Annotated in this window: 16 protein-coding genes; 4 read left to right on the top strand and 12 right to left on the bottom strand. The window is 71.0% G+C overall.

The features are described from left to right. Nucleotides 1-75 precede the first annotated feature (75 nt). A complete protein-coding gene (locus tag AB0P17_RS16405) occupies nucleotides 76-714 on the bottom strand; it encodes a DUF6230 family protein (RefSeq protein ID WP_365811467.1) in 639 nt (212 codons plus the stop codon). A 679-nt stretch (nucleotides 715-1393) separates the two neighbouring features. Beyond that, on the bottom strand, nucleotides 1394-2377 hold the full coding sequence (locus AB0P17_RS16400; protein ID WP_365811465.1) for a tetratricopeptide repeat protein: 984 nt from the start codon (nucleotides 2375-2377) through the stop codon (nucleotides 1394-1396). A gap of 230 nt (nucleotides 2378-2607) precedes the next feature. Here AB0P17_RS16400 and AB0P17_RS16395 point away from each other — a divergent pair, with 230 nt between their 5' ends. Further along, nucleotides 2608-3258 (top strand): TetR/AcrR family transcriptional regulator, encoded by a 651-nt coding sequence (locus tag AB0P17_RS16395; RefSeq protein ID WP_365811463.1) that lies wholly within the window; start codon nucleotides 2608-2610, stop codon nucleotides 3256-3258. 69 nt (nucleotides 3259-3327) lie between these two features. Here the strand turns inward: AB0P17_RS16395 and AB0P17_RS16390 are convergent, their stop codons facing one another. The 5 genes from AB0P17_RS16390 to AB0P17_RS16370 form a co-directional block, all read right to left on the bottom strand. Then, a complete protein-coding gene (locus tag AB0P17_RS16390; RefSeq protein ID WP_365811462.1) occupies nucleotides 3328-3906 on the bottom strand; it encodes an ABC transporter permease in 579 nt (192 codons plus the stop codon). A gap of 68 nt (nucleotides 3907-3974) precedes the next feature. After that, entirely contained in the window at nucleotides 3975-5711 is a 1737-nt protein-coding gene (locus AB0P17_RS16385) for a methylmalonyl-CoA mutase family protein (RefSeq protein ID WP_365811460.1), read from the bottom strand. Between the two features lie 263 nt (nucleotides 5712-5974). Beyond that, nucleotides 5975-6301 (bottom strand): DUF3817 domain-containing protein, encoded by a 327-nt coding sequence (locus tag AB0P17_RS16380; protein WP_365811458.1) that lies wholly within the window; start codon nucleotides 6299-6301, stop codon nucleotides 5975-5977. A gap of 55 nt (nucleotides 6302-6356) precedes the next feature. After that, the gene (locus AB0P17_RS16375; RefSeq protein WP_365811456.1) at nucleotides 6357-6863 is read right to left on the bottom strand and encodes a MarR family transcriptional regulator; all 507 of its coding nucleotides are present in this window, start codon (nucleotides 6861-6863) and stop codon (nucleotides 6357-6359) included. Nucleotides 6864-6884: 21 nt separating this feature from the next. Further along, on the bottom strand, nucleotides 6885-8222 hold the full coding sequence (locus tag AB0P17_RS16370; RefSeq protein WP_365811454.1) for an MFS transporter: 1338 nt from the start codon (nucleotides 8220-8222) through the stop codon (nucleotides 6885-6887). Between the two features lie 166 nt (nucleotides 8223-8388). On the opposite strand from AB0P17_RS16370, the gene AB0P17_RS16365 reads away from it, so the two are divergent. After that, complete coding sequence (locus AB0P17_RS16365; protein WP_365811453.1) at nucleotides 8389-9429, top strand: DUF5937 family protein; 1041 nt, start codon at nucleotides 8389-8391, stop codon at nucleotides 9427-9429. A 262-nt stretch (nucleotides 9430-9691) separates the two neighbouring features. Then, on the top strand, nucleotides 9692-10627 hold the full coding sequence (locus AB0P17_RS16360; RefSeq protein WP_365811543.1) for a glycoside hydrolase family 6 protein: 936 nt from the start codon (nucleotides 9692-9694) through the stop codon (nucleotides 10625-10627). 81 nt (nucleotides 10628-10708) lie between these two features. Here AB0P17_RS16360 and AB0P17_RS16355 read toward each other — a convergent pair whose 3' ends face one another. Then, a complete protein-coding gene (locus AB0P17_RS16355; RefSeq protein ID WP_365811451.1) occupies nucleotides 10709-11713 on the bottom strand; it encodes a helix-turn-helix domain-containing protein in 1005 nt (334 codons plus the stop codon). A gap of 193 nt (nucleotides 11714-11906) precedes the next feature. Between AB0P17_RS16355 and AB0P17_RS16350 the strand changes: the two genes are divergently transcribed. Further along, nucleotides 11907-12338 carry a Rid family hydrolase gene (locus AB0P17_RS16350; RefSeq protein WP_365811449.1) on the top strand — a complete coding sequence of 144 codons (432 nt, stop codon included), beginning with the start codon at nucleotides 11907-11909 and terminating at the stop codon, nucleotides 12336-12338. A 36-nt stretch (nucleotides 12339-12374) separates the two neighbouring features. Here the strand turns inward: AB0P17_RS16350 and AB0P17_RS16345 are convergent, their stop codons facing one another. From AB0P17_RS16345 to AB0P17_RS16330, 4 genes are all read right to left on the bottom strand, one after another. Further along, nucleotides 12375-12920, bottom strand: a complete 546-nt coding sequence (locus AB0P17_RS16345) for a TetR-like C-terminal domain-containing protein (protein ID WP_365811541.1) — start codon at nucleotides 12918-12920, stop codon at nucleotides 12375-12377. Between the two features lie 22 nt (nucleotides 12921-12942). Then, complete coding sequence (locus AB0P17_RS16340; RefSeq protein ID WP_365811447.1) at nucleotides 12943-13788, bottom strand: alpha/beta hydrolase; 846 nt, start codon at nucleotides 13786-13788, stop codon at nucleotides 12943-12945. 164 nt (nucleotides 13789-13952) lie between these two features. Beyond that, a complete protein-coding gene (locus AB0P17_RS16335) occupies nucleotides 13953-15932 on the bottom strand; it encodes a kelch motif-containing protein (protein WP_365811445.1) in 1980 nt (659 codons plus the stop codon). A 3-nt stretch (nucleotides 15933-15935) separates the two neighbouring features. Further along, complete coding sequence (locus AB0P17_RS16330; RefSeq protein ID WP_365811540.1) at nucleotides 15936-17687, bottom strand: cellulose synthase catalytic subunit; 1752 nt, start codon at nucleotides 17685-17687, stop codon at nucleotides 15936-15938. Nucleotides 17688-17867: the final 180 nt, after the last annotated feature.

Below are 17867 nucleotides of genomic sequence, written 5' to 3'. Positions count from 1 at the left end.
GTGTTGCCGTGAGAAAGAGTTCGGAGTGGGCGGACGGGCCCCTGCCGTGCCGGAACCCGCCCGCCCGGGCGGTGCCTAGTAGCACTCCTTGACGCCCTTGTGCAGCTTCAGGCTCAGGTTGCTCAGCGTGAAGGTGCCGGCTGTGGTCGCCCATGCCGTCTGCTCCACCCCGGTGAAGGTGGCCTTGGCCGAACGCTGTCCGAAGCCGTACGGGTTGGCCTGGTCACCGGGGTTGATGCCGGTCTTGTTGCTCTTGTCGCCGGCCGCCACGCCGATGTCGATGTTCTCGAACTTGGCGTTTTCCGCGTCCAGCTGGGCGATGTCGATGTAGATGTTGGTCGCCTTGACCGGATTCGTCGCGTTCGTGCCGGCCCGCAGCTCCAGGCTGACGGAGCCGAAGAGCGGCACGTCCGGCGTGACCACCGACTGGCACATGTTGGTGATCGTGGCCGAGCTGAACCCCGAGACGGCGACCGGGTGGGCCGTCTTGTTCCCCTTGAGGTCCGTGCCCGCGTCGATGCTGCCGTACTGAATGAAGTCGTAGCCGACCAGCTGGTCCGCGCTGACCTTGAAGCTCTGGCCCGACACACTGAACGAGGCGGCGAGTGCGCCCTGTGCCAGCGCGACACCTATCGCTGCCGTCGCGGCCACACTCGGCACCATGACGACGGCGAACCGCCTCCATCTGGTCCCGCCACGAACTTGGGACTCCATGAATGTCCTCCTTCTCGGACGTACATCTCCGGATCGGGTGGGAGCCCGTCCTGGGATGGGAGAAGTGCTACGTCCTCGGGAAGGAGAGCGCCTGCTCCGGAGGCGCCAACCGCGTCCGAAATCACCGGCGATCACCCCCGAGCGACAACCACTGGCCACGCGTTCGCGCAACCTCTGGACAGGCCCTGCCGGGTGGGCAGGAACCCCCCTGTCCGGGCCGGCGGCGCTGCCGCCGGACCGCTCGGTGGGGACCCACGGACCGAGGGCGCGACTGGCTGCCGTGCTGATACGGAAATGGACCGAGCGTCGCCGATCGTGGTGCATTCCCGCTGATGACACAAGGGGGTTCGTTACTGGCTAGTAACGGCCTGATAACCGGTACGCGACCAGGCGGTACCGCGCGACCACACAGGGTGCCGCGCGCTGATGCGTCAGAAGCGGTGATTGCCCCCCATAGCGGGACAGAGCAAGGGAGTTGATTTACTGTCGGTAACAGTAGCTGCTTTTACCAAGTTTTGGTAAAGCGTGACTCCTGTTGCCGTTTTGTTGACGTGTTGCCAAATCCGCAGCGTGACCGCGGAGTCGGCCGTCCTGCCGTACGGGAGGCAGGCTCCTCGCTCAGCCCGCCGGCCGTCCCGCTGTACGGGACGGCCGGACCGGACACGTCAACACCCTGGAATCAGAAGAGGACCCGGGCGAGGGCCGACCGCGCCGCGGTCACTCTCGGGTCGTCCCCGCCGATCACCTCGAACAGCTCCAGCAGCCGGACCCGGGCCGCCTCCCGGTCGTCACCGGCCGTACGACGCACGGCCTCCACGAGCCGGCCGAACGCGTCCTCCACATGCCCGCCGACCAGGTCCAGGTCGGCGGCGGCGATCTGCGCCGGCACATCGGCCGGCCGGTCCGCCGCGTCCTTGCGCACCTGCGCCTGGTCCATCCCCTGGACCCGCGCGAGCAGTTCGGCCTGGGCGAGGCCGAGCTTGGCCTCGGGGTTGCCCGGGTCGTCGGCCAGGACACTGCGGTACGCCGCGACGGCGGCGGGGAAGTCATTGGCGTCCAGCGCCTGTACGGCCGTCTCCAGCAGGGCGTCGTACGGCCCTTCCGGTACGGCGTCCTCCTGCTCCGCGCCGTCGTCGCCCGCGCCCTCGGCGTTCGCGTCCACCGCGACCCCGGTGAGCCCGAAGCGCTCCTCACCGACCTGGATGAGCTGGTCCAGCGTCTGACGGATCTGGGTCTCCGGGGCGGCACCCTGGAAGAGCGGCAGCGCCTGCCCGGCCACCACGGCGAAGACCGCGGGGATGCCCTGGATCCCGAACTGCTGCATCAGCATCTGGTTGGCGTCGACATCGATCTTGGCGAGAACGAACCGGCCGTTGTACTCGCGGGCCAGCCGCTCCAGTACGGGGCTGAGCTGCTTGCACGGTTCGCACCACTCGGCCCAGAAGTCGATGACGACCGGGACCTCGGTGGAACGCTGGAGGACATCGCGCTCGAAGCCGGCTTCATCGACGTCGATGACCAGGCTGGACGGGGGTACGGCGCCGGTGCCGCCCTGCCGGGCGGCTTCGGCGCGTGCCTGCTCCGCCTTCGCCTTGGCCTCACCGGCCGCCTTCACCGCGGCGAGGTCGACGACGCCGCTCATGGACATGTTCCTAGGCTGCATGAGTACATCCTCCCCCCTCCGCGCGCACTTGAGAAAAGCGGTGGGCCGACTCCGGCCGCGCACCGGGCCGGGACCCGCCCCGCACCGGCCGCACGCAGGTCGTACACCGGCCGTGTACCGGTCGCGGGCACCTTCCGCTACGAGCCGTAGCGTAACCGGCGGGTCAGCGACGTGTACAGACTCCCCCGGTGGGGCGGCTCATCCCCCTACTGGCCGGTATGGTCGCGGGCATGTGCGCGGACAAAGGCGGCGACGGCTGCCCCGGACACGGCGACAGCCACTCCGGGCCGCGCGGGGGCCGCCCGCGCAGCACCGAGGCCGATGCCGCGATCCTGGAGGCGACCCGGGCGGCCCTGGGCGAGCTGGGCTGGACGAAGCTGACGATGGGCGATGTCGCGGCCCGCGCGGGCGTGGCCAAGACGACGCTCTACCGGCGCTGGCCGTCCAAGAGCGAGCTGGTCCTGGACGCCGTCGCGGTCCTCTTCGACGGGATGGAACTCGCCGACCGGGGCAGTCTGGCCGCCGATGTCGAGAGCGCGGTCCTCCAGTTCGCGGCGCTGCTGGAGCGGCCGGAGAACAAGACGTCCCTCATGGCACTGGTCGCGGAGTCCACCCGGGACGAGGCCCTGCGGCGCCGCATCCGGATCGCGATCGTCGACCGCCAGAAACGCCTGGTGCTGCTGGGCCGCGAGCGCGCCCAGGCCCGAGGCGAACTCCCCCGCGAGCCGGACACCGCGACGGCGGCACGCACAGCGGACCTGATCTTCGACGTGATCGCCGGCGCGGTGGTCCACCGCACCCTGGTAAGCGCGGAACCGGCGGACGAGGAGTGGGCCCGCACCTTCACAGCACTGCTGCTGAACGGCCTGGCCCCGGGGTGACCGGGAACCCCGGGGACAACGGGGCCGGGCCGGGTTCGGTGTGTTGCCGGGCCCGCCCCCACCCCCGAGTCACCTCGCCAGTCGGCCCAGCAGTGACGAGGCCGCCGCGATTCCCAGCGCCGCCGCACCCAGCAGCACCCCGTTGATCCGGCTGACGGTCCGGAGCCAGCCGGGCATGATCGCCACCGGGTAGAGGGCGTTCGAGGCGAAGAACAGCGGCATCGTGATGGCCTGCCCGATGCCCATCAGCCGGTCGCGGGTCAGCACGATCCCGGCGATCGTCATGGACAGGCAGGAGAAGGAGGCCGAGCCGAGGATCACCGCTACGGCCACTCCGAGCAGCCGCAGCGGGTTCCAGGTGAGCCCCACCCCGAGCGCCGCCGCGATGACGATCACCACGACCGCCTGGATCAGCGCCTTCACCCCGGACGCGAACGCCTTTCCGCTGATCAGCGTGGCTCCCGGGGTGGGCGTGACCAGGCGTATCGCGACCACCCGGGCGGGCAGCACCCGCCAGCCGGTAGGGGCCCGCGGCGGGGCCGGCAGCAGGGCGAACCGCCCGGGACCGGGTCCGGAGTCCGGGCCCGCGCCCGCGCGCTCGACCGTCTCAGCCGAAGCGGGACGCGGTGCAGCGGGTCGACCTGACATCACACACTCCGAGGTAATTCACCCGCGCGAGTGAACGGTGTACCCCCGGAAAGGGCGACCGGAGCTTCCTAGAAGCCGGGCGGTTCGGTGTACGTCCCCCACTCGTCCCGCAGTGCGTCGCAGATCTCGCCGAGCGTCGCCTCCGCCCGTACCGCCTCCAGCATGGGGGCGATCATGTTGGAGCCGTCGCGCGCCGCCGCGAGCATGGCCGCCAGCGCCGTGCGCACCCGCGCGTCGTCCCGCGCGGCCCTGCGCGCCGCCAGGACCTGGACCTGATCCCGCTCGACCTCGTGGCTGACCCGCAGGATCTCCAGGTCGCCGGTGACCGAGCCGTGGTGGACGTTGACGCCCACGACCCGCTTGTCGCCCTTCTCCAGCGCCCGCTGGTACTGGAACGCGGATTCGGCGATCTCGCCGGTGAACCAGCCGTCCTCTATGCCGCGCAGGATGCCCGAGGTGACGGGGCCGATCGGGTGACGGCCGTCCGGGTGGGCCCGCAGGCCGCGCTCCTTGATCTGCTCGAAGATCTTCTCGGCGTCGGCCTCGATCCGGTCGGTGAGCTGCTCGACGTACCAGGAGCCGCCGAGCGGGTCCGCCACGTTGACGACCCCCGTCTCCTCCATGAGCACCTGCTGCGTGCGCAGCGCGATCTCGGCGGCCTGCTCGCTGGGCAGGGCGAGGGTCTCGTCGAGCGCGTTGGTGTGCAGGGAGTTCGTGCCGCCGAGGACGGCCGCCAGCGCCTGCGTCGCCGTCCGTACGACGTTGTTGTACGGCTGCTGCGCGGTGAGCGAGACGCCCGCGGTCTGGGTGTGGAAGCGCAGCCACTGCGCCTTGTCGGTGCGCGCCCCGTACACCTCCTTCATCCAGCGCGCCCAGATCCGCCGGGCGGCGCGGAACTTGGCGATCTCCTCGAAGAAGTCGAGATGGGCGTCGAAGAAGAAGGAGAGCCCCGGCGCGAAGGTGTCGATGTCCATCCCCCGGCTGAGCCCCAGCTCCACGTAGCCGAAGCCGTCCGCGAGGGTGTACGCGAGTTCCTGCGCGGCCGTCGCGCCCGCCTCACGGATGTGGTAGCCGGAGACGGAGAGCGGCTTGTACGCGGGGATGGTGGTGGCGCAGTGCTCCATGAGGTCGCCGATCAGCCGCAGATGCGGCTCGGGCTGGAACAGCCACTCCTTCTGGGCGATGTACTCCTTGAAGATGTCGGTCTGGAGGGTGCCGTTGAGGACGCCCGGGTCGATGCCCTGGCGCTCCGCCGCCACCAGGTACATGCAGAAGACGGGGACGGCGGGGCCGCTGATCGTCATCGAGGTGGTGACATCGGCGAGCGGCATGTCCGCGAAGAGGATCTCCATGTCGGCGGCCGAGTCGATGGCGACCCCGCAGTGGCCGACCTCGCCGAGCGAGCGGGGGTCGTCGGAGTCGCGGCCCATGAGTGTGGGCATGTCGAAGGCGACGGAGAGCCCGCCGCCGCCCGCCGCCAGGATCATCTTGTAGCGCTCGTTCGTCTGCTGTGCGTTGCCGAAGCCGGCGAACTGGCGGATGGTCCAGGTCCGGCCGCGGTAGCCGGTCGCGTGCAGGCCGCGGGTGTACGGGTACTCCCCGGGCCAGCCGATCCGTTCGAAGCCGTCGTAGGTGTCGCCGGGCCGGGGCCCGTAGACCGGGTCCACGGGGTCCCCGGAGAGTGTCGTGCGCGTCCAATCTCTCGGGGGCTGCGCCCCCGGCCCCCCGGCCGCGTCACGCTTGCGGGCCTCGTCGTACCGGGCCTGCCAGCGCCGGCGGCCCTCCTCGATGGCGTCAGCGTTCATACGTCCAATTTACTAGGACGTCCAAGTAAATGTCGATGACAGCAGGCGGACGAGGAGAGGAACGACGGCGAAATCACAGGGGAAACGCCGGACAAAAAGCCGGAAGCAGCGACAAAACGGCCGCCGGCAACGAGTGCGGGCGGCCGGTGAGCCGGGTGAGACGGGTGAGCGAGATCAGCGGATCGGCCGGGCGGCCGGCCAGTCGACTGCAGGAGCGCCGCACCCTCAGGCGCTCCACCCTCAGGCGCTACGCCTTCAACGCGCTAAGCCTTCGCGGTCTCCGGGGCGCGGTCGGTCAGCAGGGGCTGGATCTCACGGGTGATCTTCGGCTCGACGAAGAACGACGCGACGGGGATGCAGCCGGCGGCGAGCACCCACAGCAGCTTGCCGAACGACCACTTCGCCTTGGAGCCCAGATCGAAGGCGAAGATCACGTAGACGATGAAGAGCACACCGTGGATCTGCGAGATCACCATCGTGTTGCCGGTATCGAACCCGTACTTCAGGATGATCGCCACGGTGAAGACCAGCAGCCATACGGCGGTGACGTACGCCATCACCCGGTAGCGGGACAGCACATTCGACTTCATGCGGCTGAGCCTAACCGGGCACAAGGGGCGATCTTCCAGCGCCCCTCCCCCACCGTCAGTCCTCGAAGTCCTGGGCGGCCACCCGCAGCGGGCGCAGCATCGCGAAGATCTCCGCGCACTCCTCCGCGTCGTAGACGCCGAGTCCGAAGTCCATCTCCATCAGGTCGAGGGTGGCGGCCTCCACCACCTCGCGGCCCTTGTCCGTGATGGAGGCGAGCGTGCCGCGTCCGTCGTTGGGGTTGGGCCGTTTGTCGACGAGACCGGCGGTCACCAGCCGGTCCACGGTGTTGGTGACGGAGGTCGGGTGGACCATCAGCCGCTCACCGATCTTGGACATCGGCAGTTCGCCGGCCTTGGAGAAGGTGAGCAGCACCAGCGCCTCGTACCGGGCGAAGGTGAGGCCGTACGGCTTGACGACGGCGTCCACCCCGGCGAGCAGGATCTGGTGGGCACGCATGATCGAGGTGATCGCACCCATGGAGGGAACGGGTCCCCAGCGCTGCTGCCAGAGTTCGTCGGCGCGCGCAATGGGGTCGAAAGGCAGGCTGAGCGGCTTGGACACGCCATCGACCTTACCCACTGGTTACTCGCGGGTCAGCACCGTCTCGCCCTTCGGTCGTACGCTCCGCCGCCCCCGGCGGGGCCTGCTCCGCCGGGGGCGGCCCGTCCGTCCGCGCGCCTCCCTCGCCACCGTGGCGCCCGGCCCGGTGCGGTGGACCTCCCGTACCAGGACGAGGCAGCAGAGCGTGCCGAGCGCGCCCGCGCCGGCCACCACCTGAGGTACGGGCAGGAACTCGGCGGCCGCTCCCGCCGCCGCCATACCGAGCCCCTGGAGAGTCATCAGACCGGCCGTGAGCAGCGTCATCGCCCGGCCGCGCAGTTCCTCGGGAACCGCCGCGACGAACCACTGGTCGAGGCCGATGACATACGCGGCCGCCGCCCCGGACAGGGCGAGCGCGGCCAGCGCCCAGCCGAGGCCGGGCTCGGCCGCGTACACCAGCAGGGGCAGCAGTCCGAGGGCGGCGCCCGGCAGGACGACGCGGGAGCGGGCGCGCGGGGAGAGCACCGTACCGACGTACAGCTCCGCCACGATGTGCCCCACGGGCATCGCGCACATCATCAGCCCCAGTGCCGCCGGACCGAGCCCGAGGGAGTCCGCGTACGGGGCGGCCAGGGCCTCGGGCGCGACGACGAACATCGCGGGGAGCCAGAAGAGCAGCAGCAGCGCCCGTGTACGCCGGTCGCCCAGCAGCAGCCGGGCGCCGCCGAGTGATTCCCGCAGCAGGGAGCCGGTGGTCCCCGCGTCACCCGAACGTGGGGTGGCGCGAGCCGGACGGTCCGCCGTCCCGAAGCGCAGCAGGGCGGCCGAGCAGAGGAACGTCACCGCCGTGACACAGATCGCACCGCGCGCGGGCACGACGGCGAGCAGCACCCCGCCCAGCCCGAACCCGGCGAGCTGCGCGCTCTGCGAGACGATCCGCAGCAGGGAGCGGCCGAGTACGTACAGATCGCCCTCGCCGAGGATGTCGGTCAGCGCGGCCATCCTGGTTCCGGTGAAGACGGGCGCGATCGCGGCGACGGCGCAGCGCAGGGCCAGCAGCCCGGCGATCGGCGTGCCGGGCAGCACCATCACCCCCACACAGAGGGCACAGAGCAGATCGCAGACCACCAGCACCCGGCGGGCGGGGTAGCGGTCGGCGACCCCGGCGAGGAGGGTCCCGCCGACGAGGTACGGGAGCAGCCCGAGGGCGAAGGTGAGGGCGCTGAGCAGCGGCGATCCGGTGAGGTCGTAGACGAGGAACGTCAGCGCGATCTCGCTGACGACCACGCCGAGGAGCGAGAGGAGGTGCGCGGCGAAGACGAACCGGAACTCACGGACGGCGAAGACGGCGCCGTACCCACGGGGAGCGTTCTGGGGCATGGAGGCAGACTGACGGGGTAGAAGCCCCGGCCACAGACATTCGGACGAGTCCGAATCTTCGGCCGCCCGCGGCCCGCGGCCCGGAGCGACGGAAGCCTCCGGCGTCAGGGGAACCGGCTACCGGACCATCGGAGCCTTCGGACCGAACGGGGGGACCGCCCGCATCATGCCGTTCCAGCTCCACTTCGACGAGAGCGATCTGCTCCGCTGCCGGTTCGCCGTGTCGCCGCTCTGGGAGACACAGGAGGCGGTACGCACCCTCGCGCGCCCCGAGCGACACGGGTACCACCTGCCATGGCTGCGCCGGGTCCGGGCGGCGGTGGCGGCGATCGATCTCGCGCCGCTGCATCTCCTGATGCCCGAGCACGGGCACAACCCGGACTTCCTGAGCCGCCCGCCGTCGGTTCCGCTCCCCACCTTCGAGGAGGAGATCGCGGCCGTCCGCGCCACCGATCCGGAGCTGGTCAGAACCGACATCATGCTGGCGCTCGCCGACGCCCCGGGCGCCGCGGCGAGCCCCGAGGGCCGGGCGATGGCGGCGGATCCGGTGGGGGCGGTGCGGAGGCTGGCCGGGCTGCTGGAGCGGGTGTGGCACGAGCTGGTGGAGCCGGAGTGGCCCCGGCTGCGCACCCTGCTGGAGGCCGATGTGGCGTACCACTCGCGGCGGTTGGCGGAGAACGGTCTCCAGGGGCTGCTGGGGGAGCTGAGTCCGCAGCTCTCCTGGACGGACGGCTCCACGCTGACGATCACGGGTACGCACGGCAGCCACACGCGGGTACTCGGCGGCGAGGGGCTGGTCCTGATGCCGAGTGTGTTCTCCTGGCCGCGCGTGGTCAGCGGTTATCTGCCGCCGTGGCAGCCGGCCGTGATCTATCCGGTGCGCGGCATCGGCGGCCTGTGGACGCGGCCGTCGGACCGTACCCCCGACGCGCTGGCGCGGCTGCTGGGCCGGGCGCGGGCGGACGTGCTGTGCGCGCTGGCCGAGCCGTCCGGGACGACGGCGCTCGCGCGGCTGCTGGGGCTGGCCCCGTCCTCGGTGTCGGCGCATCTGTCGGCGCTGCGCGGGGCGGGGCTGCTGACGTCGCGGCGGTACGGGCACCAGGTGCTGTACGAGCGGACGCCGCTCGGCATCGCGCTGTCGGCGTCGGCGTCGGCTTCCCTGTCGGCGTCGGCGTCCGCCCCGGTGTCGCAGAGCACAACCGATTGAGCGCTATGTAACGATATGCCGGTCTTGCCATTGCCATCGTCGCCCAGTCGACTTCCGAGGGGGCTGGATGTCCGGCCGCAGACCGCAATCACCGTCTTCATCAGTGCCGGTACCGGTACCGGTGCCGGCACCGGTACCGGTGCCGGCACCGGCACGGCCGTCGCGCCGCACGCGTAGCGCACCGACGACCGTCGTCGCGGCCCTGCTCACCGTCGCCGCGCTCGTGAGCTGCGCCCCGTCCGCGTCCCGGCCCGAGGCGCCGGTGACGCGCGCCGCGCGGACGGCCCCGGCGGTCCAGGGCGAGGCGGCCCCGACGGCGGCGTCACCCTTCTGGATCGACCCGGACAGCGACGCGGCCCAGCAGGCCAGCCGGTGGGAGCGGGAAGGGCGTTCGGCCGACGCGAAGGCCCTCAAACGGATCGCGGACCGCGCGGTCGCCGTCTGGCCCGCCGCCGAGAACCCCGAGCCGCAGATCCGCCGGGCGGTACGGGGCGCGACCGCCGGCAAACGGACGGCGGTCTTCGTCGCGTACAACATCCCGCACCGCGACTGCGGGCTCTACTCGGCGGGCGGCGCCCCCGACGGGCAGTCCTATCGCGACTGGATCGACGGCTTCGCGGCGGCGATCGGTGACGCCGAGGCCATCGTCGTACTGGAGCCGGACGCGGTGCCGCATGTCGCGGACGGCTGCACCCCGTCCGAGCACCACGCCGAGCGGTACGAACTCCTCACCCACGCGGTCGGCCGTCTGAAGCGGCAGCCGCACACCCGTGTCTACGTGGACGCCGGAAACCCGGACTGGATCTCCGACCCGGCCAAGATCGCGGACGCGCTCCAGCGGGCGGGGGTCGGCGCGGCGGACGGGTTCTCGCTCAACGTGTCCAACTTCCAGACGAACGACACCGTCAAGGCGTACGGGACCCGGCTCGCCGGCCTGCTCGGCGAGACCCACTTCACGGTGGACACCAGCAGAAACGGCGCGGGCCCGCTCCCCGGCAACCGCGACGAGGCCTGGTGCAACCCCCCGGGGCGCGCCCTGGGCACCCCGCCGACCACGAACACCGGCAACGAACTGGTCGACGCGTTCCTCTGGATCAAACGCCCCGGCGAGTCGGACGGCCCCTGCCGTGGCGGCCCGGCGGCGGGCACCTGGTGGCCGGAGTACGCGCTGGGCCTGGCGCGCCGCGCGAAGGGCTGACGCAACACGAAGGGCTGACGCGGTACGAAGGGCTGACGCGGTACGAAGGGCTGACGCGCGCCGGATACCTCCTTTCCGGCCTCAACCGCCGTGCGCCTTGCGGTAGGCGCTCGGCGCCATTCCCACGTCCCTTCGGAAAAGGGTCCGGAAATTCGAGGCCGTGCCGAAACCCGTCGCCCCGGCGATCCTCTCGACGGACCAGTCGGATGTTTCGAGGAGCCGGCGCGCGGCGAGAATTCGCTGCGTGGCGACCCACTGCATGGGCGGCATTCCCGTCTCGCTCACAAAACGCCGGACGAGGGTTCTCCGGGAGAGCAGGCTGTGATCCGCCATCCGCTGCACGGTGATGGGCGATCCGATGTTCTCCCGCACCCATTCCCGTGTCGCGCCCAGGCCGGCGCGCGCAGGGGTGGGCACGTCCGTGTACTGCGGCTCGTGCGGGCCGCGGGCGGCGGAGAAGACGACGTCCTTCGCCGCGCCGTCCGCGGCGGTGGTCCCGAAATCGGTCCGGACGACATGGAGACAGGCGTCGATTCCCGACCCCGCGCCGGCGGAGGTGATGACCGCCCCGTCCTCGACGAAGAGCCGGTTCTCGACGACATCGACCTCGGGGTACCCGGCCCGGAGCTGATCGGTGTTGCGCCAATAGGTCGTAGCCGTCCGGCCGTTCAGCGCCCCGACGGCCGCGAGCGCGAATACGCCCGTGCAGACGGCGAGGACCCGCGCGCCCCGTTCGACGGCTGTCCGCAGCGCCTTCAGCTGGTCCTCCGGGACGGGGACACTCAGATCCTCGTAGCCCGGAACCACGACGATGTCGGCCTCCTCCAGGGCGGAGAGGGAGCGGGTCGGCCTGATGTCCGCGGCCACGTCGACGCGCGACGGCACGCCGTCCGCGTCAAGGGCCGGGGCGGGATCGCGATCTCCGCAGACGAAGACCTGATAACCCGGATGCCGGCCGAACACATAGGCCGGGATGCTGATGTCCAGCGGATACGCCCGCGGTACCGCGAGGATCGCGACGACCGTCGTCCCGCCCTCCCCGTTTCCCCGTCCGTTCCGCGACCCGTTCCGCGATCCGTTCCGCAAGTGGACTCCCTCGCCTCCGCCGAACTCCTCGCCGTGCTTCCCGTCCACCCTACGTACGCGACCGTCCGACCGAGCACCCCGGCACTGGCACGATCCTTGCGGTAGCTGGCACAACCGCGCCTGGCCCGCGCCGACATGGCCTCCTATCGTCTTTGCCGTAGCGGCGGAATTCACTTCTGATGATCGGAGCGCCATGAGCGACGCGGATCAGGTCGAAAGCTTCGGAGTCCCTTGGGAAAAGGGTTACGGATACGTGCAGGCGGTCCGGCGCGGCGACACCGTTTACCTCTCCGGCCAAGTCGCCCACGACGGAACGGAACTCGTCGCCCCCGCGCCGGTCGACGAAGCCGGATCGGTCACCGATTTCGCCAACACGGGCGCACAGATGCGCCAGTGCTATGCCAACGCGGCGGAATTGCTGCGGCGTTTCGGCGCATCGCTGGACGATGTCGTCGAAGAAGTCATCTACGCGGTCGATGTCGACGCGGCCGACGCGGCGGCGGGGCCGGTGCGCAAGGAAGCGTACGGCCGGCCGGACCCGCAGGTGGCGAGCACCATGATCGGCACCCCGCGGCTGGCCTTCCCCGAGCTGCTGGTCGAGGTGAGATTCACCGCCCGGGTCTGATCGACCGCCCAGTCCGATCGACCACCCGGGGCCGGCTCACCGCCCGGGTCCGACGGCGCGCAGACCCCGGTCGGCGAAGGCGATCAGCCAGTCGAAGCTCTCGTCGATGTCGGCGCTCCACTGGAAGCCGTTCGCCACCTGCAGCGTGGCGAAGCCGTGGCAGAAGCTGCGGAGCATGCGCAGGGCGTGGTCCACGTCGGGCTCCGCGATGTCGTAGCCGCGCAGGACCGCCGAGAACGCGTCGAGCAGCCGCTGGGCCGCGGCGACCATCGGATCGTCCGGCCCCGTCGGTTCCACGCCGATCGTGGCGGCGTACCGGCCGGGGTGCTCCAGGACGAAGGCGCGGAAGGCGGACGCGGCGGCCACCAGGGCGTCGCGGCCCGCGTACCCCTGGGCGGCGCCGCCGACGGCGTCGGCGGCCTGGCTCAGCGCCAGGGCCGCGATGCGCCGGTTGAGGTCGTCCAGGCCGCCCACGTGCTTGTAGAGGGACGGGGTGCGCACGCCCACCCGTTCGGCCAGCAGCCCCATCGTCAGGTGGGCGAGGCCCACCTCGTCGGCGAGGGCGGCGCCGGCCGCGACCACGGCCGCCGGGTCCAGACCGGCCCTAGGCACGGGCGGTCTCCGACCGGAGGAAGGCGAGCAGGAGGGAGACCACCTCGTCGGGGAACTGGTCGTGCGGGTAGTGGCCGGCGCCCTCGATCATCTCCAGGCGGCCGAGGCCGGGCGGCAGGGCGTCGACGATCGCCGAACCCTCGGCGCCCGGGTCGGTCCAGTCCGGGTCGAGCGTGCCCATCACGACCAGGACCGGGCAGCGGACGTCGCCGAGCCGCGCGCCGGCGTCGGCCGGGTTGGCGCGGCCCATGCCCTGGAAGGCCTTCATCCGGCCCGGCTCGCGCAGCAGGGCGTCGATACGGCCGAGCCGTTCGGTCCAGTCGGCGGGCTTCGGGCCGGGGTAGGCCACGTCGAGGTACGAGCGCCAGAGCGGGGCGCTGCCGAGCACACCCGCGCCGAGCAGCCGCAGCATGCCCTGCCGGAAGCGCCGTACCCGCAGGTCGCCGAGGCGGATGGACTGCTTGCGGGTGAACGGCGCCAGTTCGGCGACCGCGGAGACCAGGGAGGGTTCGCGTGCCGCGGCGATGGTGGCGGCGCCACCGGAGATCGAGTGGCCGACGAGCACCGCGGGGCCGCCCAGGTGGCGGATCACGGCGAGGAGGTCGTCGGCGAGGGCGGTGCGGCTCCAGGCCGGCCAGTCGGCGCTGGACTCGCCGCAGCCGCGCAGATCGACCGCGGCGACCCGGTGGCCCGCGGCCACCAGCTGCGGGACCACCGCGCGGTACGCGGCGCGGTGGTCGCCCATGCCGTGCGCGAGCACGATCAGCGGACCCGAGCCCGCCGCCCCCGCCACCTCGTAGGCAAGAGTGCCGCCGTCGACGGCAAGGTACTCGGTCATGACCCCTCCAGGCCTGGCTAATGGCGTTAGCTAAAAGCTAATCCCATTAACCAGACCTGTCAACGAGGCGATCCTCTCCCCGACTCTCCCCCTGCATCCCCCTGCCTCCCCCTGTCTCCCCCTGTCTCCCGCTGTCTCTCCCTGGTGCCGAACGCCGCCCGCGCTCACTCCACCTTGATCCACTTGGCTTCGGACGGGACGCCCGCCGCGTCCGTGACGAAGAGCATGTACCAGCCGGGCGGCACCAGAGCGCGGTCCTTGGGGACCTCCACCGTCACCGAGTTCTTCGTCTTCACCATCGTGAGGTCCACCGAGCGCTGCTCGACGTCCGTCGTGTGCGTGACCGCGCTCGGGCGCATCAGCCGCGCCGTGGCGATCGCCTCCGGGTGGTCCGTACGGAACGTGGCCCGGCCGTCCGCGCCGACCCGCCGCGCGCCCCCGCCGAGCCTCGGGCGCTTCTCCTGGGCCCGGTCGCCCTGGAGGTACGGCGGGGTGTAGATCTCCACGCGCTGCTCGAACGTGCCGAGCTTGGTGTTGTCCGCGTCGTCGAAGAGCGGGTCGGAGCCGAAGGTCACCACCCGGCCGTCCGGCAGCAGCAGCGCCTCCGAGTGGTAGTTGCGGCCCACGGTCGGGTCGGCGGCGGGGCGGAAGGTGTTCGACTTCGGGACGTAGAACTGCGCCTTCAGGATGTCGCTGGCGCTGCGGCCCCGGTAGTCCGAAGAGCCGCCGGTGGTGAACACCGAGTCGTCCGGCAGCAGAACGCTGCTCAGGTACCGGGTGCCCTGCGGGAGTCTCGGGCCCTCCTGGAAGGCCGGGTTGTCCGCCTTCAGGTCGACCACGGCCGTACGGGCGGTGGCCTTGGAGGACTCGCCGACCCCGCCGCCGCCGAGCACCATCACCCGCTGGTCCTGCACGGGCGGCAGCAGCAGGGACGCCGAGGTCTCGGTCTGGTCGAGGTCGGTGAGCCCGCCGATCCCGGTGAAGGTGTTGGTCTTCACGTCCCACAGCCCCGGTTGGCGGCCCTGGTCGGCGGGGCCGTACCCGGCGTTGGAGCCGGAGTAGAAGAGCTTGCCGCCCTTGGTGAGGAAGAGCGCCGGATAGGTCGGGAAGTAGCGGGTGGGGCCCTTGGACCACTTCTTGGTCTCCGGGTCGTACAGCTCGTTGTCCCCGGTGAGCACGGCGCCCACGTCGTCCAGGCCCGAGACGGCGAGCACCTTGCCGTCCTCCAGGGTGACCAGCGTGGGGTACCAGCGGGCCTCCTTCATCGGGGCGACGGGGATGTACTTCTCGGCCCTGGGGTCGAACTCGTACGCGGCCTTGATGCCCTGGAAGTCCTGCTTCTCCGTGGTGATCTTCTGGGCGAGGCCGTAGAGGTTGTCCGCGTCCTCGCCCTTGAGGCCGACGATCTCGTACTGCGCCGCCTGGGTGGTCAGCGCCCGGGGGCCCTTCTCCGCCGCCTCCACGAAGACGCGCGCCTCGCCGGCCGTGATCTTCGTCTTCCAGGGCAGCATCCGGCCGCCGGCCCCGTACCCGATCTTGAACTCGCGCTTCGCCCTGGGGACGGTGACATCGAACTTGCTGATGTACTCGACGCCCGACGGGGAGCGGAAGCGCGTGCCCTTCCTGAACGTGTGGTCACGGTCCGGGTTCTCGTTCTTGACGCGCATCCCGCCGCCCGCGCGCTCGATCTTGTCGTCGAGCACCTCGTAGCGCGCCGTGCCGCCCGCGACCAGCAGCCGGCCGTCGGGGAGCTGCGAATGGCCCGAGCAGAAGAAGTCCTCGGGGGTGGGGATCTTCCTGAACGAGTTGTCGGCGGGGTTCCACAGGATCGTGTCGAACGACCCCTTGTCGAACTTCTTCTGGTTGTTGCCGGAGCCCGCGATGATCAGGACCTTGCCGGTGTGCAGCAGGGCCGCGTGGATCGCGTTCGTACGGTACTCCTTGGGCACGGCGAGCATTTCCCAGGAGCCGTACTGCCGCTTGTAGCCGGGTTGGGCGATCTTGTACGCGTGGTACTTCTCCTGGGCGAAGGAGACGGCCGCGGGGGCGTTGAGGCCCACGAGCACCACCGCCGCTCCCCCGCCCATCAGGGCCTTCCTGAACTTGTTCGACGGCCGGCGCCGGGGCCGGTACTGCTCGGGCATCTCTCAGTTCCCTCCGGTCGTCGTCTTGGGCGGGATCGCGGGCACCGCCGCGGGCTGGGGCGCGGGCTGCGGGACGTGCCGTGTCTCGGGGGCCGCGAGGGCCATGAGGGTCGTCGCGGCCCGTGCCGTCTCGGCGCGCTCCTGGCGGGCCGTCCACGCCCAGACGGCGACGGGGGCCAGCGCTGTCGCGAGCGCCAGGAGGGCCCAGGTGCGCATCGCCACATGGGTGTGGTCGAGGAGGACGGAGGCGAGGAGCGAGGCGACGAGCACGCCGGCCCAGAAGAAGTGCACCCGGAACGTCAGCAGCCGGTCGGGGCTGGTCTCACCACCCTTGGGGGTGACGACGAAGCGGCCATGGGTACGCAGCACGGCCGACCCCAGCGACTTGAGGTAGATCGGCGCGGAGAGCGCGGACATCGCCATCCCCGCGAGTCCGCCGGAGCCCTCGGGCTCGTGGGGCGAGACGTTGTGGCGCCGGTTCCAGAGGTAGAGGCCTATCTGGAGGGCGGCGGCATCGCTGTAGAGCATCAGCAGGACCGAGGAGGAGACCTGGGTGCCGGAGGCGCCGAGCCAGAGGAACAGGACGCAGCTCAGGATGCCCAGGAACCAGTTGACCGCGGTCATCGGGTAGTAGACGAGCATCATCGTGTAGCTGAACAGCCGTCCCGGCGGCACCCGGAAGGGTGCCTTCCAGTACTGCTTGAAGAGCGTTTCGTACGTCCCCCTGGACCAGCGCAGCTGCTGGGTGAAGAAGTCCGTCCAGGAGGCGGGCCCCTCGCCGACGGCCAGCACGTCGGGGGTGTAGACGGAGCGCCAGAACCGGCCCGTGAGCGGGTTCCTGCGGCGGTGCAGCTCGAAACCGGTGGCCATGTCCTCGGTGATCGAGTCGTACAGGCCGCCCGCCTGCTTGAGGGCGGTGATCCGTACGGCGTTGTTGGTGCCGACGAACATGGGCGCCCGGTAGCGGTTCCCGGCCCGCTGGATCAGCGCGTGGAAGAGGAACTGCTGGGACTCGGCGGCCTTGGTGACCGGCGAGGTGTAGTTCCCGTACACCTGGGGGCCGACGACGAAGGCGACGTCCGGGTCGCGGAAGTAACCGAGCATCCGCTCCAGGAAGTTGGGGAGGGGTATGTGGTCGGTGTCGACGGAGGCGAAGAAGTCGTAGTCGTCGCCGTGCAGCGCGATCCAGGCGTTGTAGTTGCCGTGCTTGGTGCGGGCCTTGTGCACACCGCTCGCGCGGTTCCACTCGGGCACCCCGCGGCGGGTGAAGTGGCGTACGCCCAGCTCCGCGCAGAGCGCCCGGGCGGCGGGGCTGTCGCCCTCGTCGAGCAGCCAGATGTCGAGCGGGCCGCTGTGGCGCAGACGCCCGGCGCCTTCGAGGGTGTCCCGCACCATGGCGAGCGGTTCCTTGCCGGGGACGTACGTGGTGAGGAACGCGACGCGGGTGCCCGTCTCGGCGGGTACCGGCACCGGGTCCTGGGCGACCATCGTGGCGTGGGCCACGGAGACCACGTTGACCAGCATGAAGAAGGCGATGAGCCCGATCGAGCCGAGCATCACCTGGTCGAAGACGATGAGCCAGCGGTCGCCGCCCTCGCGGACGGTGCGGTGGGTGGGCCAGACCAGATAGACGAGGAGGGCCCCGGAGAGCAACGGTGCCAGGGCCATCAGCAGGACGGCACGTATTCGGCGGGGTTCCCGCGAGAGCAGACTCCGGTACTGCACCCGGTAGGCGGTCGTCCGGCCTGGCTCCATGAGGGGGCCGGCCAGACAGCTGTGGACGTCGTAGTCGTACTCGAAGCTCTCCGGGCGCACGATGCCTCCAGCGTTCTCGCGCGGTCGATGCCCCCCACAAAAGGGGACATTTACCGGCGTGTCGACTGGAGGCGTCCGTGCGAGGGGCCGTACGTTCGAGGGTTCGCCCGTACGGAGGTC

The sequence above is a fragment of the Streptomyces sp. NPDC088124 genome (assembly GCF_040685895.1).
In the GTDB taxonomy this organism is placed as follows: Bacteria; Actinomycetota; Actinomycetes; order Streptomycetales; family Streptomycetaceae; genus Streptomyces.
This window is presented reverse-complemented; position numbering and strand designations above follow the sequence as displayed.

Bases quoted from the DNA above. Each gene is read 5' to 3' on its own strand.
- AB0P17_RS16405 (WP_365811467.1), bottom strand. From the start codon at position 714: ATGGAGTCCCAAGTTCGTGGCGGGACCAGATGGAGGCGGTTCGCCGTC.
- AB0P17_RS16400 (WP_365811465.1), bottom strand. From the start codon at position 2,377: ATGCAGCCTAGGAACATGTCCATGAGCGGCGTCGTCGACCTCGCCGCG.
- AB0P17_RS16395 (WP_365811463.1), top strand. From the start codon at position 2,608: ATGTGCGCGGACAAAGGCGGCGACGGCTGCCCCGGACACGGCGACAGC.
- AB0P17_RS16390 (WP_365811462.1), bottom strand. From the start codon at position 3,906: ATGTCAGGTCGACCCGCTGCACCGCGTCCCGCTTCGGCTGAGACGGTC.
- AB0P17_RS16385 (WP_365811460.1), bottom strand. From the start codon at position 5,711: ATGAACGCTGACGCCATCGAGGAGGGCCGCCGGCGCTGGCAGGCCCGG.
- AB0P17_RS16380 (WP_365811458.1), bottom strand. From the start codon at position 6,301: ATGAAGTCGAATGTGCTGTCCCGCTACCGGGTGATGGCGTACGTCACC.
- AB0P17_RS16370 (WP_365811454.1), bottom strand. From the start codon at position 8,222: ATGCCCCAGAACGCTCCCCGTGGGTACGGCGCCGTCTTCGCCGTCCGT.
- AB0P17_RS16365 (WP_365811453.1), top strand. From the start codon at position 8,389: ATGCCGTTCCAGCTCCACTTCGACGAGAGCGATCTGCTCCGCTGCCGG.
- AB0P17_RS16350 (WP_365811449.1), top strand. From the start codon at position 11,907: ATGAGCGACGCGGATCAGGTCGAAAGCTTCGGAGTCCCTTGGGAAAAG.
- AB0P17_RS16340 (WP_365811447.1), bottom strand. From the start codon at position 13,788: ATGACCGAGTACCTTGCCGTCGACGGCGGCACTCTTGCCTACGAGGTG.
- AB0P17_RS16335 (WP_365811445.1), bottom strand. From the start codon at position 15,932: ATGCCCGAGCAGTACCGGCCCCGGCGCCGGCCGTCGAACAAGTTCAGG.
- AB0P17_RS16330 (WP_365811540.1), bottom strand. From the start codon at position 17,687: ATGGAGCCAGGCCGGACGACCGCCTACCGGGTGCAGTACCGGAGTCTG.